Raw genomic sequence first — 15530 nt, 5'->3', positions numbered from 1 at the left:
GATCGGCGAAGTGGCTCACTCCAGACGCTCGCGAATGATCCGCAGCGAGTCGACGCGGCTGTGCTCCACGTGCGCGTAGGCGAGGGCGCCCGCCCATTCCACGTTGCCGTCCGCGATGGCGTCGCACAGCTTCTTGTGCTCGGCGCACAGGACTCGCTGGTCGCGCTCCGCCTCGAGCCGGAAGAGACGCCGCACCCGCCCATTGATCGGCCCCATGAGCCCGATGAGCAAAGAGTTCGACGACAGGTTCAGGATTTCTTCGTGCAGGGCGGAGTTGGCCGCGGCGATTGCGGCATCGTCCGCACCCTCCAACGACGCTTCGGCGGTGGCGAGGCGGCTGAAGAGCTCATCCGGCGAGCGCCCCGCGGCGCATGCCTGCGCGGCCAGTTTCGCGCCCAGCACTTCGAGGCTCGAACGCACCGCGAACAACTCCTCGACATCGTTGAGTGTCATCTCCGTAACCACTGCGCCCCGCCGCGGAAGAGTCTTGATGAAGCCCTCCGCCTCCAGCCGCGGCATCGCCTCCCGGATGGGGATGCGGGACACATTCAGTTCCGCAGCGAGCTCGCGTTCTCGGATTCGCTCCCCCGGCCGCAGCACGCCCTCGATGATCCGTTCGCGCAGAAGCTCGTAGATCTTTGCCGACAGGGGCTGGTCGGCGAGACCCAGCGGAATGTCCGACGTCATAAGACACCTTTCACGGCAGTGAACGAAGATTGCCTACAGTATGCCAACGGCGACCACCCACTTTGTTTCGAGTGCTCGACGGTCAAACTCGCGACCCGATCCCTACCGCGCTGGCGATGCCCCCGAGAGGACGAACCTGGTCGGTCCACGAGGTGCCGTCCCAGTAGCACTCCTGGCCCTCAACGCCTGCGGGGAACCATCCGGCGGGTGCGGATGTGGGGGTCGAATCGGTCAAGGTGTTCCGTCCACGGAAAGAGCCACGTCCGACGCCGTGGCTCCAGTACACGAGTGCTAGCCGGGCAATAGCGAGCTAGCGAGACTTCATGAGAGGGTCCTCACCCGACCCGCGACTTTGGCTCAGGTTTCAGCCAGGTCCGCGTCGAGTGAGTTCGGGTATCCCCTCACGTGCGGTGCACGAGGGCGGGATGCTCAGCGGGCATCGGGCATGTTGCTCCTCGATAGCCGTGCCGGTCGACGTGCCGCAGAATTGGCGGGCAGAGCCCGCGGTGGTCTACCGGGCGGGTGTCTCGAAGTCGATCGAGTCGAACACGGCGCGTGCTTCGGCGGTGAGTGCCGGGTCGACCTCCTTGAACTGACCTACCGCGATCATCGCGATTTCACCGTTGAGATCGAGCACCCGTTCTGTTTCGCGGCCGGGTTGAGGGTGAATCCAGTCCCGCTCATGATCAGAGGGTACGTAAAGAAGGCGGCGGCCCGGTCGCGCGGCGATCAACAACGGAACGACAGACGCGGTTGGGATCCTTGGGATCCGTAATCGGCATCGGCGCGATCAGGGACGTCGAGCGTGCACGCAGGGGCGCTGGGGCGCAGTGGGAGATGCGGCTAAGGCGCCGGGTTCGTCGCGTGGCGGCGGGTGCGGATGTCTTCGCGAATGACGCTGATGACGCTGGCGGTGATGGCGATGGCGAGCAGGATCTGGGCGGTGACGCTGACGGGATTGGTGGCGTCGGAGGTGGTGGCCATCGCCGCGGCGGGGTTGCCTGCTTCGGAGCCGACGTACAGCACGAAGTCGGTGAATGCGTGCAGCAGTACCGCTGCCCAGAGCCGGCCGGTGACTCGTCGCACCCAGTAGTAGCCGACCCCGATCATCGCCAGCACGGCGACCTGGAAGGCGATCGCCGCAGGGGGCAGACCGTACCAGACGCTTCCGAACACGTGGGCCAGGGCGAACACGACCGCGGTGACGAGCAGGGTGACGAGCTCGCCGTGTCGTTCCCGGACGGTGACGAGAAGGATGCCGCGGAACACGAGTTCCTCGCCGAGGCCGACCAGCAGCGTCCCGATGGCGACGATGAGGATGAACGAGATGGCTCGGTCACCCCAGGGGATCGTGACCGCCTGGCCGAGCGGGACGAGCACCGCGAGCACCGGGATGCTGACCAGCCACCACCGCCGCGGGGTGAGCTGCACGGTCGGCGTCTCTCGCCACACCGGCTGCCACCACCCGGCCCAGCGGACGAACGCCAGGGCGGCGGCGATCGCGATCGGGAGCGGGATGAGGTGCGAGAGCGCGAACTCCGCGGTCGCGTCGTCGCCGGCCAACCCGCCCACCACGTTGCCCAAGCCCGCGGCGAACCCGATGTAGATCAGCACGGCGACGAGGCCGATCCAGATGCGAGGACGCACCCTGCGGGTTTCGGTCGTCGGAGGCGATGTCGTCATGGGCTGCGTTCGCAGTCGAGATGACCGACGTCAGGAGCTCGCTGCGCCAGCGAGATTGTGCTGGGCGGTCCGGCGTCGTTCGCTGACGATCAGCACGATCATCAGGATGATCCCGGTCGCGACGACGAGGTAGGTGCTGAGCGTGGGCAGCAGGCCCAGGATGCTGGTCGACGGGTAGCTGCCGTGTAGGAACAGGACCGGGTCGGTGCTGGCGTGGACGAGCATCGGTGCGATCAGGGTGCGGGTGACGCGCAGGATCAGGTACATGCAGATGCCGAACGCGAACGTGTAGACGACCTGTTCGAGCGTTACGACGATTCCCTGGCTGGTGGTGAAGGCGTTGACCAGGTGGAGCGCGGCGAAGATGCCCGCGGAGGCCAGCGCGACCGCGATCTCACCGTGGCCGGCCTTTCGCATCATGTTGACCACGAAGCCGCGGGTGACGAGCTCTTCCACGAACCCGACGAACAAACCCGCCAGCAGCCACGTGAAGACGAGGACCAGGCCAGCCTCGGCGTAGTCGATGCTGAACAGCGCGGCGACGTTGATCGCCAGCACGACGATCAGCGCGATCCACATCCATCCCCGGCCACCCAGCGACTGCCGGGCGAACAGCTCCCTCAGCCATCCGACAGATGCCGCGAACGCGATGAGAAGGGCGCTCGTGAGGATGATCGGTAGGGCTGTCGCGAAGAACACATCGGCCGCGCTGCCCTTCTCGCCCCGCAGGTCACCGCCCTCAGGCGCCATCAGTCCGAGCAAGAAGCCGATCAGAAGGTAGACGCCGAGATACAGCACGGATAGCAGGAGCGCCCGCCAGAAGCCCCCACGATTCCAAAAGCCCTTCCATCCCGTCGACCGATCAGCCATCAGCTCTCCATCGAGTTATCGGGACCCTCGCGAGACCGGTCGGCTGCGTGTGTCATCCGATCCTGGCAGACGAGCTCACCTCTCTGGGTCAACACACGGGCGTGCGTGACACGCCGACCCACCCACCACGGCGGGTGGATCGGGCGAGACGAAAGGAGGCAAGCATCGGTTCAGAAGATGTTCGCTTCACAGGCGGCGAGGAATGCCGTGCGGCGCCTCCGGAATTCCCGATAGACCGTCGCCCGGGAGACGCTGAACAGCTCGGCAATCTCAGTCTGTGTGTACTCGCCGCGATCCTGGACCTCGAACAGCAGCTTTCGCTGCGTGATCGACAGTTTGGTTGCTTGCCCTTCAACCTCCTCTTCGCCCGCGCGACCGCCATCCCTTCCCTGGTGCGCATGCTGATCAGATCGCGCTCGAACTCCGCCACCATGGCGAGCACATTGAACAAGAGCCGGCCTACGGGATCGGTCGGGTCGTACCTGCTCCCGCCGAGGCTGAGAGCAACCCCTTTCGCGGTCAGCGCGTCGACGATCTCGCGAGCGTCGCGCAACGACCGGGCCAACCGGTCGAGCTTCCTAACCACCAGGGTGTCGCCTTCGCGAACCGCGGCCAGCGCCTCGCGAAAACCGGGCCTGGCGCGGTTCGTGCCGGTTAAACCGTGATCGACGGAGAGGTTCGCATCGCGAACTCCATCCGCAACAATGCATTGCGCTGGGACGTGAGGTCCTGATCGGTGGTCGAGACCCGGGCGTATCCAATCTGTATTCCATGCATCCGCTCAGCATCCCTCTGAGATCGCAGGGATCCGTGGTCGGGATCCCTCTGCGTGCGGTCTGATAAGTCCTTGACCCACTGCTCACCGCGAGCGGTCATCATGAGCCGGTTGCGGCGCGTTGTGGTCGGGACGGTAGCATCGCGCCATGTCGGAGCTCGATGCTGCGGACCGTGCGTATAGGGCCGGACCCGAGGCAGCCGGGGAAGTAGCCCGCCTGCTGCACGACTTCAACACGGAGTTCGATACCGAAACACCCGGTGCTGTCACTCTCGCGCGACGGCTCACGTCGATGCTCGCCGGACCGAGCACCATCGCGTACTTGATCCGTGACCCGGCAGTCGGCGTCGCTCTCCTCACATTACGAACCAACGTCTGGTACGACGGACCTGTCGCACTCCTCGATGAGCTCTACGTCGCTCCGCCACACCGCGGTCACGGCCTCGGATCCGCGATTATCCACCGGGTCCTGATGGACGCGATCAAAATCGGTGTCTCAGCCATCGAGATCAACGTCGACCAGGCAGACGTCGACGCCCAGCGCTTCTACGAACGCCACGGGTTCAGCGGCAAGGATCCAGACACGGGCGAGCGCGCCTTCTACTACGCCCTCGAACTCTGACTTCCGCCTCCTCGCCGTCGCACGCACCATCCGCCAGCGTGCCATGCGCGAATGCGGGGCGCGCGGGCAGACGACAGCGTCGAGGTCGGTGACGGCGCCCACCGGTGCATAGGCGACGAACCTGCCCCTTGGTCGTCAACCTTTGGGGTCGCTGTCCCTGCGGCGACGCCGCCATTTCGAAGTCGCTGTGTCTAGTTCACGACGTGGCGAGCTCGGCGGCGGGCGGGAGTTGCGCGAGCAAGCGGCGGCGTTCCGCTCCCGTTATGGGGATGACCGAGCCGTGGCGGAACCGCGGCGGGAGGCTTTCGGCGGTGCGCGCCCATCGACCGGAGCCGAGATCGTCGGTCTCGAAGAGGACGTAGCCCGTCCCGCCGCCGTACGGCGGCCAGTCCAGCAGCAGGAACCAGCGGTCGTCCCTGTTCGAGGGCACCACGATGGGGCCCTCTCCGTGGGTGAGGTGGTCGGACCCGATCCGCTCGGCGACGAGGTCCCAGGCCGATCCGATGGCATCCGTCGTGGCAAGGAACAGATCGGCGCTGACCTCGTGGAACACGTGCATCACATCGGGCCGCTCGTCCTTGGTGAAGCGGTGGTACACACCGCCATGGCGGACCACTGTCGAATCGATGGTCCCGTAACCGGGGGCGCGGCGCACGTCGATCCAGACACGTGGCTGCGAGAAGGTGACGAAGTCATCGGTCGTCGCGATCATCATGCGGTTGTAGCTGTCGGCGTTGCGTCGTTCGCCGCCGTCGTCGTCGTACAGGTTGGAAGCCCAGTACACGGCGTACGTCTGCGCTTCTTCGCACCAGATGGCCTCGGGCGCCCACACGTTTCCTGCCTGCTCGGGCGCCATCACCTCTACGCGCCGGGGGCCGTCCCACGTCACCAGGTCGCTCGACTCCCACACGAGCAGTGCGGTGCTGCCGTGCTCCTGGGCGGCGCGGAAGTGCCCTATGCCGTACACCTGCAGATCGGTCGCCAGCATGACGAACCGTTCCCCGTCCTGTAGCCGCATGACGAACGGGTCACGGACGCCGCCCGTTCCGACGAATGAACGCAGCACCGGTTCGCCGCCGGCCAGCGGAGACCATTCGCTGAGCGTGTCGCCACGGCTCACCGCGAAGTGGACCTGCTCCGCATCGGGGCCGTCCTCACCCACGAAGTGGGCGAAGAGGTATGCCTCGTGATCATCCCGTACCCGGTCGCTCATCGCAGCTCCTCCATCGTCGGCTCGGCGAGTGCCCAACCGGCATCGTCCTGTCGCCGTCCGATCGCCGCAAACGCGTCGGCGACCGCCGTGCGCCGGCGTTCCAGACCGCCGTCAGACTCCACCAGTTCATAGAGTCCCATGGCCAGCTGGTGGTCCGACTTCGGTCCGGAGCTGTGCCGGTACGTCCACTCGTACATGTCGAACAGCGGCCACCAGGTGTACCCGACCACTGCGACTCCTTCGGCGCGGAGGCGTTCGACCGCTGCGACCGATGCGGTGAGCCAGTCGATCCGCTCCGCGATCGTCCCGGTGACGCACGTCTCGGTCACCATGACCGGCGCCCGGTAGCGCTGGGCGTACTCGACGAGCATCTCGGTGAGCCCGGCCAGGCCGTCGTCGCGCGTCGGTCTGGGGTCGGCGAAGCCGCCGCGGTGGTGAACGCCCGGCTCGAAGACCTCCGTCGAGTGCCGAGGGTAGTAGTTCACGCCCATGATGTCGGGGTGGACCGGGCGGCGAGCGAAGTCGTCGAGCGTGCTCTCGTCGGCCCCATGGCGCAGCAGCAGATCGGCCAGCGGGTGTTCTGCCCCCACCCTTCCGGTGACGAGGTCCTCGACGAGGAACGCCTGGTGACGAAGCCGGTCGGCCGTCTCTCGGTGCTCAGGCTCATCGACCGCGCCGGCGTATCGCAGTGAGGCATCCACGTGCACGAAAGTCGCCCGCTCTCCCAGCACGTCGCGGATGCCGTGCTGGGTCGCTTGGAAGCCCTTCGCGATCGCAATCGCGAGCCGCGCAGCACCTTCCTCGCCCTGGAGGTAGGGCGGCCAATAGCCGTACTCGCCGCAGAACAGTACATGGATCATGGGTTCGTTCACCGGGGTGTAGTCCGTGACGAGATCGGCGTACCGCTCGGCGGCGGCCACCGCGTATTCGGTGACCCGCTGCGGGTAGTCGCGGGCGGCGAACTGCCCGTCCAGCCACAGCGGCGTGCCGTAGTGGAGCAGATCGATGATCGGACGGATGCCGAGCTCGACCATGCGGCCGATCACGCGGTCGGTCCAGCCCCAGTCCCAGCGGCCGGGTTCGGGGTTCACCCGGTGCCAGGGGATGCCCCAGCGGAGGAACTCCGCCCCGACGCCGGCGGCGAGATCGAGGTCGCCTCGCCACCGCGTGTAGTGCTCGGTGAGCTCGTATTCGTCGATCGGCCGCAGGCCCGGCCCGCCCTGTGGGACGAAGGTGTTCTCGATGCCGAGCCCGAACCGCAGGGGACCGTCGGTGTACCAGTCAGTCAATCGATCTCTCATTTCAGGCCGGTCGAGGCGACACTCTCGATGAAGCGCCGCTGAACGAAGAGGAACATGATCGCGAGTGGGAGAACGGCGATGAGGGAGCCGGCCATCATGACGCCTTGGGGGATGATCCCGCCGGGGCCGGTCAGCAGCGTGAGTCCGGACGTGATGGTGCCCATCTCGGCGTCGGTTGTGAACACGAGCGGCCACAGCAGGTCGTTCCAGTTGTTCACGAAGGTGAAGATCGCGAGCGTCAGCAGCGCGGGCTTCGCGTTGGGTAGCACGACGTTCCAGAAGATCCGCCACTCGGACGCGCCGTCCAGGCGGGCCGCGTTGTCGAGGTCGCGCGGCAGCGAGAGGAAAAATTGCCGCAGGAAGAAGATGCCGAATGCGTCGGCCGCGCGAGGCGCGATCAGCCCGGCGTAGGTGTTCACCCAGCCGAGGTCGCTCACAAGCTGGTAGATGGGGATCAAGGTGGCCTGGAACGGGATCATGAGGCTGGCGATGATCGCGATGAGCAGTACGCGGCTGCCGCGGAAATCGATTCTCGCGAGCGCGTACGCCGCCAGCGAGTCGAACAGCAGCGCGAACGCCGTCACGCCGCCGGCGAAGATGAAGCTGTTCACGATCAGCCGCGCGAACGGTAACTCCTCGAAGATCTGGACGAAGTTGTCGAGGGTCCACACCTCAGGCAGCAGCGTCGGCGGGTAGGCGTTGACCTCGGCGACGGGTTTGAATGCGGTGAACGCGATGATCGCGATGGGCAGCAGCACGAGGGCGGATGCCGCCAGCGCCGCCACGAGAAGGAGGAGGCTTGATGCCCGCCCCGTCTTGCGGTGGCGCCTCCTGCGCGTGGGCGGAGCGGAGGTGGCGACCGGCGGGGTCGTGAGGGAGGTCATTGCACGTCCTTCTCTCGACGACCGAAGAACCGGAACTGGGCGAGGCTGAGCACGAGGGTGATGAGCAGCAGCACGTACGAGAGCGCGGACGCGAAGCCGAGCTCGAGCTTCTTGAACCCGGATGTGTAGATCTCCATGACGACGGTCTGCGTCGTCCCATAGGGGCCGCCGCCGGTCATGACGTAGATCTGGTCGAAGGCCTGCAGCGCGGCGATCAGGGCGACGACCATGACGAACGCCAGGGTGTTGCTGAGCATGGGCAGCGTGATGTGTCGGAACCGCTGCCACGCGGTCGCCCCGTCGACCCGGGCAGCCTCGTACAGCGAGCCCGGGATCTCCTGGAGGCCCGCGATAAAGATCACGAGGTAGAAGCCGAAGCTCTTCCAGACCGCGACGAGCGCGACCGTCGGCATCGCCAGCGCCGGATCTTGGAGCACGTTCCCGAGCTGGATGCCGAAGACGCGGAGCCAGTGATTCAGCAAGCCGATCTGCGGGTCGAGCAGGTACGACCAGGCGAACGCGGCGACGGCGAGCGAGACGATGAAGGGCAGGAACAGCACCGTACGGAAAGCGCCACGCCCGGGGAGCCGCCGATGGTTCACGAGGAGCGCAAGCAGCAGAGCCGCGACGATCGCGCTCGGCGTGAAGAGGAGCGCGTAGTACGCGGTGTTCCCCATCGCCTGAAGCACGTCGGGGTCCGTGAACACGCGCACGTAGTTGTCGAACCCGACGTATTCCTCCTGCCCGAAGCCCGAGGCGTCGGTGAACGAGAGCCGCAGCGCCGACAGCATCGGCCACGCCACGAAGACGAGGAGGATGACGAGGGCGGGAGCGAGGAATGCCAACGCGATCAGCGAGGTGCGCCGGGACGACCCGACGGGGGTCCTGCCGCCCAACTGCGGCGCCGGGCGATACGGGCGCTGCGTGATTGTCGCCATGTTTCTCCAGGGGCCGCCGCGCGGGCTGCGCGCCGCGGCCCCGATCGGGGTCGGATGATCGGCGGACGCTACGGGAGCGCCGACTGGACCTCGTCCTGCGCGGCGGGCAGCAGGTCGTCCAGGTTCTCGCCGGCGACGGCGCGCTGGGTCAGGTCGTCGACGGCGTCGAGGACGTCGACGCTGTTGACGACGCCGGGCAGGAGTGCGCGGCTGGTCGGAGCGATTGCGGTGAGAGAGACGACGACCGGGTTCTCGGCGACGGCTTCGGCCGGGACATCCGTTCGCAGCGGCGGCCAACCGGACCCCAGCGACCACTGTGTCGCGACATCGAGGTCGAAGAAGTAGGAGAAGAACGCCTCGGCGCCCGCGGTCTCGGCCTCACCGGCTTGCGCGGTGACTCCCATCGCGACGCCGATCGCTGACGCCGCCTGCGCCTCGGGCCCGGCGGGAACTGCCGCGATGCCGTAGTCGATGCCGCTGTCTTCGGCGATCGAGGCCATCCATGGGCCGCCGACGTGCATCGCCGCCTTGCCCGAGCTGAACAGCTCATCGGCGCCGATCCCGTCCAGTCCGGTCGGCGAGATCTTGTCGTCCCGGATGGCCGAGACCCAGTACTCGAGCGCCTCGCGGTTCGCGTCGGAATCGATGACGGCGGTCTTGGCGTCTTCCACCAGATCTCCGCCCGCGCCGTAGAAGAGCGTCGGCCACAGTCCATTCGCGACGGTGTCATGGTCGGGGAGGGCGAGTCCGTACTGTTCGGGTGTGCCGTCGCCGTCGGCATCCACGGTCAGCTGCGTCGCCGCCGCCCGCCATTCGTCCCACGTCTGCGGGAAGTCCGCGATGCCTGCCGCAGCGAACAACGCCTTGTTGTAGAACACCGAGAGCGGAACGAAACCGGTGGGCACGCCGTAGGGGGCGCCGTTCACGGTCACCATCTCGACGGCCTGCGGGTTGAGCTGATCGGTGTTGCTGTCGGCGCTGCCGTACCAGTCGCTCAAGTCGACGAACGCGCCGCGGTCGGCGTAGACGGGGAGCCGCTCGGCCGGCATCGCCACGACGTCGGGGCCTTCATCCGCAGACAGCGCAGGCAACAGCGTGTCGTCGATCACGGCCCAGGTCTTCACCTCGGTCTTGATCTCGACGTCGTCCTGAGAGGCATTGAAGTCGTCGACGATCTGCTGCAGCACGTCGCCGTCGGCCTCGGTGTAGCCATGCCAGAACGTCAGTTCCACGGGACCGTCGGATTGCTCGGGCGCACCGGCGGTGCAGCCCGCCAGCGCGAGGATGGCGGCGGCGCCTGAGGCCGCGAGGGCGAGAGGTCGTTTCATGGGGGCACTCCTTCGTGACGACCGGGGACGGGCATCCCGGCGATCCATGGTTTAGGTAATCGATGTCGGTAATCGATGTATGAATCAGTATGAGCCTCTAACGCCGCGCGCGTCAAGTTGCCGCGTTCGGGGTATTACATCGATGTACGATGAACTTTTGGAAGGGACTCCGCCGTGACCGTCAAGATGCAGGACGTCGCACGCCTTGCCGGCGTGTCCACGAAGACCGTCTCGAACGTCATGAACGGACGCCCGTACGTCGCCGCCGAGACCCGCAAGAAGGTCGAGGCCGCGATCGAAGCGCTCGGCTACAAGCTCAACCTGGCCGCGCGGAACCTGCGCTCCGGTCGCAGCGGAGTCATCGGTCTCGCCGTTCCGAGCCTTTCCGTCGCGTACTTCGCCGAGTTGGCCGAGGCGACCATCGCCGCCGCCGAGGAGCACGGGCTGGTTGTGCAGATCGAGCGCACCGGCAGCGCCGCCCGCGAACGAGCGCTGCTCGACAGTCCCCGCCTTCAGCACATCGACGGGCTCATCCTGAACCCGATGGATCACGGTGCCGAGGAGCTCGAGAGTGTGCAGCTCTCGGTGCCGACCGTCGTTCTCGGCGACCACCCGGTCGGCGGAGCCGCAGTGCATGTCAGCACTGACCAACGTGCCGCAGCCGCCCTCGCCACCGAGCATCTGCTTCTCACCGGCCGCCGACGGATCGCCGTCATCGGTGCCCGCAGCGCCGACACTCGAGGATCGGCGGCCCTGCGCTTCGACGGCTACCGCACCGTGCTCGAGAGGGCCGGCATCGCGATCGAGCCCGACCTGGTCGCAGAGGCCGACCCGTGGATCCAGGTCAACGGAGCCACCGCCATGCGAGAGCTGCTCGCGCGGGGCGCCCAGTTCGATGCCGTCTTCGCGTTCAACGACAGTCTCGCGCTCGGCGCGATGCGCGCGCTCGATGACGCCGGGCTGCACGTGCCCGGCGACACCGCCGTGATCGGCATCGACAACACCGCCGAGGCGTCGTACTCCATTCCCAGCCTCAGCACCGTCGATCTCGGCCGCCAGCGGATCGCCGAGACGGCCGTCGCCGCACTCACCGAGCAGATGGGCTCCACCGAGCACCCGGCGCCGCGCCGCGTGCTCGTCGACTTCACGCTCCAGGCGAGGGAGTCCACAGGACGGTAAGCCGCGGGCTCACTGAGGGACCTGGGTGGAGGCGGTGCATGTCCGAACCCATCGATGATCCACGCGCTCTGGCTGGTTCCCTCGAGCGGGCGGCGGTCTCGGTCCCCGTCTGCGCACTGCGGGCGGCGTCCCCGGCCTGGGCCATCGAAGGCAAGAGCCCGTCAGCCGATCGGCACCTGGCGAATCAGCATCGGGTCGCCGACGTGGACCTGATAGCTGAGGGGCAGTGGACCGTATACGTCTGAACTCTCACCTCCGTGCTGGAGAGGGAAGGCCACCACGAGCTCGATACCTGGGCGGCGCATGTTGCCGACCAGGTAGTCGACCTCTCGAATCCGCTTGAGCCGACCGCTCACCCGTCGTCGCGACCTCGTGTCACTCGGTAAGCGTGAGAACGTGACGCGAAGGTTGATGTCGAGGGCGCCCAGATCCCCGACGGCACATGAGCGAGCGCGGGACGTGTCCATGCCTGATAGTCGCACGCACCTCGTTCACAGTGTTGACGACAGTTGAGATCTAGGCCGAAACGATACATCGCGACGCGGAATCGGCCGCGTCGTGGATCGCCGACAGCCTCACCCGAGGCTCCCTGGCTCCGCGCCGAAGCCGACGCGGACTTCTGGTACTTCCGGGCCCGCGATCGCAATCTCCCGGAAGCGCCAGGCAAACCCCACAACAACCCCGACGCGGTGACAGAGGCACGTGACGTAGCCGGGGTGCGCCGGATTGGGGGGCTCAACCGAACGTCACCCACGAAGATCGGTCAAGGGCTGGTGAAGCACGCGGCGAGGGCGCATTGTTGGTTCGGAGGTTCAGATGATCACTGTCGATCAACAGAATCTGGTGTTCGAACCGCTCGATGAATCAGCGTGGCGGCTGTGCGACACCAACATTGACGAGCACGACGCAGCGCGTCTGGTGGCCTACGTCGAAAGAGTCGACAGCGGCTACGAGGCAATCTGGCTGGGGCTGGGCAAGCGCCCCAGCTGGTATGCATCGCGGGACGATGTGCTCCGCACCGCTCGAGGCCTGCGACGACCGGCCGCGACCACGACACGATCTATGCCGGACCGAATTCCCCGGGTCACTCCGGTGTGAACCGTGCACCCCGGGCGGCCATCCCCCGTAGGGATTCACATCGTGCGTAGCGAGCTTCCCCGGATTCTCCTTGTCTCCTGGCGTTAACAAGGGTGTCGTAGCATCGCATCAGCACCGCGACCACTCCTGAGAGTCAGACCCGGGATGAGGTGAGAGAACCGTGACGGCACCGGGGTATGAGGTCAGCGTCTGGGAGCGCTACGCCACCGAGTTCACACTTGCTTTCGGTGACAATCCGTCGCGCATCCGGGAGGTGCGGGTGGCCTACTTCGAGCACGAGTTCGATGTCGACTTGATTGCGCAGCTCAGCGGCTTCCCTGTCTGGAGGATCCGCCAGGCGTTATCCCAGGGACTTCCACAGGCGAGCTGAAGAGTCGTCGATCAGAATCCCAGAACTGCCTCGCTCATCTACCATCCCTAAGCGGGCGAGGCACGAAAGCCGGGCCGTCGGCGTGCGATCAGCCCAACCGTTGTGTTCCCTCGGGGTCGAGCACGGCTCGGCCGGCGAACGGGTCGGGTCGTTCTCGAGCACTTGCGTTTCGATGAGAGCGTGCCTCAAGTGAGGCCATGGCCGCCGTTGATCCTGCGCTGCTAGTTCGTTGGACTGTGCCCCTACACCGGAAGGGATTCGGCCACGTCTCCGGGCCGGACCGGATCCGTTCACCATCGCTCCGGCGATGGACGTCGGGCGAGATTCGCCGCCCGTCGCTCGCAGTCGCCGAAGTGCACTTTCATGCCAAGGAGGTCCTTCGAAAGCGGCTTACCGCAGATCAGGCACATGCCGGCCGGCACGTCGCGCTCCGAGCGTGCGGCGGCATCCTTCGCGTCGACCGCGGTGTAGTAACCAGGTTGCCCGACCACGCGATTGAGAAGGCCTTCTGTTTCCAGTGCGCGGAGCAGGCTATCGATCTCCCGTTCGGTTGCTCTGGCTGGGAACACTACCGGATAGGTGCGTCCGAGCTCATGCAGTAGCGCCGGTGAAGTAAGGTACTGGCCGTTGCGGAGCGGGAGCACCAGTTCCCGCACGAGTCGCCATTTCCACACACGCCAGGGATGGTGACGTCCAGCTCGCCGTCGTCGATCAGCCACAGCGGCAGCATGAGCCCACCCAAGTAGGCGTATGCGGCTTGGCCCTCCGGACTCGATTCCCATCGCGCCGCGATCGCTGCGCGTTTCTCGTTCCGCTCGCCTGCACTGACCCGGGCGCTCTCTGCGGCGCGTGGCGGTCGGACTGACCTCCGCTTTGTGAGGGTTTGGAACCTCCGGGCACATGCCGGACATCGCGGACTGAACACCTGAGGAGTCCCGTGTCCAGAATCTCAACAATCGCATTGGTCATCACCGCTGTACTCGCGATCGCCACGACAGCACCCGCACCCGCTGCCCGGGCGGACGAAGTGAGTGAGGTCTGCACGATTGGTGGCGTGGCTGTCCCGGTGGGGCAACCACTACCCGACAACACACCACTCGTCACCTCGTGCTTCGACACGATCGAGCAAGCGGAGGCCTTCATCGATGCCGGGGCGCCGGGCGATCTCGAACGTCTCGTCCCCCAAGCAAGGACAAGCCTCGCGCCATTGAGCACTGTGATCATCGGGCGGCAGTACACGTCGACATCTCGGGGCGGCAGCGTCTTGGTGCAGTGGGGAACCGGCTCGGGCTGCTACGGCGTGACCTACGGATTCGCCAGCATGCCCAACGGGTGGAACAACGTAATCCGGTCGTCCGAAGGCTTCAACAACTGTTGGGTGAGCAACTACACCGAGACCGACTACGGCGGCTCCGTGCTCATCTGCATCCCTTACTGCTCCACGATGGGGAGTTTTGCAGCCCTCACATCGTCAGTTGTCTATCGCCCCTCGGGGACGTTCGGCTGATATGGATGAAGCCGGAGCACCGAGCACTCGATATTGCCGGGCACGATCGCGGCCTCACCAGTCGAGGTCACGCAAGTGGTGAACTCTGCCGGGGCGCGTCCTGGATCTGGGTTAGCGTCGAGCGGGTCGGCGCTCCTCAGTGCTCCGGCTTCCCACATCTGTTTGCAGAGCGCCACCGCGTCATCTACCGGAAGGACGCCGTCTGGTGAGGCAACGTTCGCAGCCGCGCCCGGGAAAGAGCCATCAGCATTGATGTCCGCTTCGCTGAGGCAATGGACAACGAACGAATCCGTCACAGGTTCTGAGCTGAGGAGCCGCACTGCGGCGACTCCGCCTCCGGCGAGGACCAGGCCGGCGCCACCGAAGATCATGAGCTTTCCGAACCATCGGGAGTACCACGGTTGCCTGCTGAGGTCCGCGCGCATCTTGGATATAAGAGCGTCTTCGATGTTGGCTCCATGGGGCATCCGCTCGTTCATGCTTCCACCCCCTCAAGTCCGGGTGCGTGCATATTGAGGTCGACGCGCAGGCGTGCCTTGACCCTTGACAAGCGAGACTTGACCGTTCCCTCCGGAACGCCCAGCACCACGGCCGCGTCCGCGTAGGAGAGTTCTTGAACGATGCACAGGATCACAATCCCAGCATCCCGGGCATTTAGCGCCGCAAGTGCAGTCTCTACGTCCCGCGTGAGAGTGATCGCGTCCACCATCCGCGCTACCTCGTCAGCATGATCATGCTGCGTGCCTGCGTCAGGAACGCGACGAAGGAGTCGCTGATAGCGCAGGCGGCCCCGGATCTGGTTCTTCGCTGCATAAGAGACTGTGGTCAAGAGCCAGGGGAGTACGGACTCCTCCACGATCCGCACGCTCTCGCGCCGTCGCCACAGCTCGAAGAATGCCGTCCCGACGACCTCTTCCGCGTCCCACGTGCTGCGGACAAGAGCGAGCGCCACGCGGTAGCTCGAGCGTTCATGGCGCCGGAACAGAGCGCGGTAAGCGCGTTCGTCGCCCCTGCACATCTGAAACAGCAACTGGCTGTCGGAGGCCTCCGGCCTCGACTCCGACTCCGACATGAC

The 15530-nt window shown here is 66.1% G+C and carries 18 protein-coding genes and 1 pseudogene; 5 read left to right on the top strand and 14 right to left on the bottom strand.

All coding sequences use genetic code 11. From position 1 onward, the window contains the following. Nucleotides 1–15: 15 nt before the first annotated feature. The 6 genes and pseudogenes from ACEYYH_RS00960 to ACEYYH_RS00935 form a co-directional block, all read right to left on the bottom strand. Nucleotides 16–687: a GntR family transcriptional regulator gene (locus tag ACEYYH_RS00960; RefSeq protein ID WP_374976439.1), complete on the bottom strand. Its 672-nt coding sequence runs from the start codon at nt 685–687 to the stop codon at nt 16–18. 82 nt (nt 688–769) lie between these two features. Then, complete coding sequence (locus ACEYYH_RS00955) at nt 770–973, bottom strand: DUF2510 domain-containing protein (protein ID WP_374976438.1); 204 nt, start codon at nt 971–973, stop codon at nt 770–772. Between the two features lie 225 nt (nt 974–1198). After that, complete coding sequence (locus ACEYYH_RS00950) at nt 1199–1324, bottom strand: hypothetical protein (RefSeq protein WP_374976437.1); 126 nt, start codon at nt 1322–1324, stop codon at nt 1199–1201. Between the two features lie 206 nt (nt 1325–1530). Further along, nucleotides 1531–2334 carry a lysostaphin resistance A-like protein gene (locus ACEYYH_RS00945; RefSeq protein WP_374976436.1) on the bottom strand — a complete coding sequence of 268 codons (804 nt, stop codon included), beginning with the start codon at nt 2332–2334 and terminating at the stop codon, nt 1531–1533. 66 nt (nt 2335–2400) lie between these two features. Further along, a complete protein-coding gene (locus ACEYYH_RS00940; protein ID WP_374976435.1) occupies nt 2401–3240 on the bottom strand; it encodes a CPBP family intramembrane glutamic endopeptidase in 840 nt (279 codons plus the stop codon). Nucleotides 3241–3410: 170 nt separating this feature from the next. Then, nucleotides 3411–4017, bottom strand: a pseudogene (locus tag ACEYYH_RS00935) (recombinase family protein). Between the two features lie 146 nt (nt 4018–4163). Here ACEYYH_RS00935 and ACEYYH_RS00930 point away from each other — a divergent pair. Continuing rightward, a complete protein-coding gene (locus ACEYYH_RS00930) occupies nt 4164–4637 on the top strand; it encodes a GNAT family N-acetyltransferase (RefSeq protein ID WP_374976434.1) in 474 nt (157 codons plus the stop codon). 196 nt (nt 4638–4833) lie between these two features. Here the strand turns inward: ACEYYH_RS00930 and ACEYYH_RS00925 are convergent, their stop codons facing one another. The 5 genes from ACEYYH_RS00925 to ACEYYH_RS00905 form a co-directional block, all read right to left on the bottom strand. Beyond that, the gene (locus ACEYYH_RS00925; protein WP_374976433.1) at nt 4834–5850 is read right to left on the bottom strand and encodes a glycoside hydrolase family 43 protein; all 1017 of its coding nucleotides are present in this window, start codon (nt 5848–5850) and stop codon (nt 4834–4836) included. Then, a complete protein-coding gene (locus tag ACEYYH_RS00920) occupies nt 5847–7139 on the bottom strand; it encodes a family 1 glycosylhydrolase (protein WP_374976432.1) in 1293 nt (430 codons plus the stop codon). The genes ACEYYH_RS00925 and ACEYYH_RS00920 overlap by 4 nt, the downstream gene beginning before the upstream one ends. Nucleotides 7140–7147: 8 nt before the next feature. After that, entirely contained in the window at nt 7148–8035 is an 888-nt protein-coding gene (locus tag ACEYYH_RS00915; RefSeq protein WP_374976431.1) for a carbohydrate ABC transporter permease, read from the bottom strand. Then, nucleotides 8032–8973: a carbohydrate ABC transporter permease gene (locus ACEYYH_RS00910; protein ID WP_374976430.1), complete on the bottom strand. Its 942-nt coding sequence runs from the start codon at nt 8971–8973 to the stop codon at nt 8032–8034. The genes ACEYYH_RS00915 and ACEYYH_RS00910 overlap by 4 nt, the downstream gene beginning before the upstream one ends. A gap of 68 nt (nt 8974–9041) precedes the next feature. Further along, a complete protein-coding gene (locus tag ACEYYH_RS00905) occupies nt 9042–10301 on the bottom strand; it encodes an ABC transporter substrate-binding protein (protein WP_374976429.1) in 1260 nt (419 codons plus the stop codon). Nucleotides 10302–10475: 174 nt separating this feature from the next. Here ACEYYH_RS00905 and ACEYYH_RS00900 point away from each other — a divergent pair, with 174 nt between their 5' ends. From ACEYYH_RS00900 to ACEYYH_RS00890, 3 genes are all read left to right on the top strand, one after another. Next, nucleotides 10476–11480, top strand: coding sequence for a LacI family DNA-binding transcriptional regulator (locus ACEYYH_RS00900; RefSeq protein WP_374976428.1), 1005 nt, complete (start codon nt 10476–10478; stop codon nt 11478–11480). 816 nt (nt 11481–12296) lie between these two features. Beyond that, complete coding sequence (locus ACEYYH_RS00895) at nt 12297–12578, top strand: hypothetical protein (protein WP_374976427.1); 282 nt, start codon at nt 12297–12299, stop codon at nt 12576–12578. Nucleotides 12579–12738: 160 nt separating this feature from the next. Next, nucleotides 12739–12948: a hypothetical protein gene (locus tag ACEYYH_RS00890; protein ID WP_374976426.1), complete on the top strand. Its 210-nt coding sequence runs from the start codon at nt 12739–12741 to the stop codon at nt 12946–12948. A 290-nt stretch (nt 12949–13238) separates the two neighbouring features. Here the strand turns inward: ACEYYH_RS00890 and ACEYYH_RS00885 are convergent, their stop codons facing one another. Further along, nucleotides 13239–13667, bottom strand: a complete 429-nt coding sequence (locus tag ACEYYH_RS00885) for a hypothetical protein (RefSeq protein ID WP_374976425.1) — start codon at nt 13665–13667, stop codon at nt 13239–13241. A gap of 218 nt (nt 13668–13885) precedes the next feature. On the opposite strand from ACEYYH_RS00885, the gene ACEYYH_RS00880 reads away from it, so the two are divergent. Further along, nucleotides 13886–14455 carry a hypothetical protein gene (locus tag ACEYYH_RS00880; RefSeq protein WP_374976424.1) on the top strand — a complete coding sequence of 190 codons (570 nt, stop codon included), beginning with the start codon at nt 13886–13888 and terminating at the stop codon, nt 14453–14455. Here ACEYYH_RS00880 and ACEYYH_RS00875 read toward each other — a convergent pair. Together ACEYYH_RS00875 and ACEYYH_RS00870 are read right to left on the bottom strand one after the other, a co-directional pair. Further along, complete coding sequence (locus tag ACEYYH_RS00875) at nt 14428–14934, bottom strand: hypothetical protein (protein WP_374976423.1); 507 nt, start codon at nt 14932–14934, stop codon at nt 14428–14430. The genes ACEYYH_RS00880 and ACEYYH_RS00875 overlap by 28 nt on opposite strands. Next, nucleotides 14931–15527, bottom strand: coding sequence for an RNA polymerase sigma factor (locus ACEYYH_RS00870; protein ID WP_374976422.1), 597 nt, complete (start codon nt 15525–15527; stop codon nt 14931–14933). The genes ACEYYH_RS00875 and ACEYYH_RS00870 overlap by 4 nt, the downstream gene beginning before the upstream one ends. Nucleotides 15528–15530 lie beyond the last annotated feature (3 nt).

Origin of the sequence: Microbacterium trichothecenolyticum (genome assembly GCF_041938625.1) — a bacterium.
In the GTDB taxonomy this organism is placed as follows: Bacteria; Actinomycetota; Actinomycetes; order Actinomycetales; family Microbacteriaceae; genus Microbacterium; species Microbacterium trichothecenolyticum_D.
This window is presented reverse-complemented; position numbering and strand designations above follow the sequence as displayed.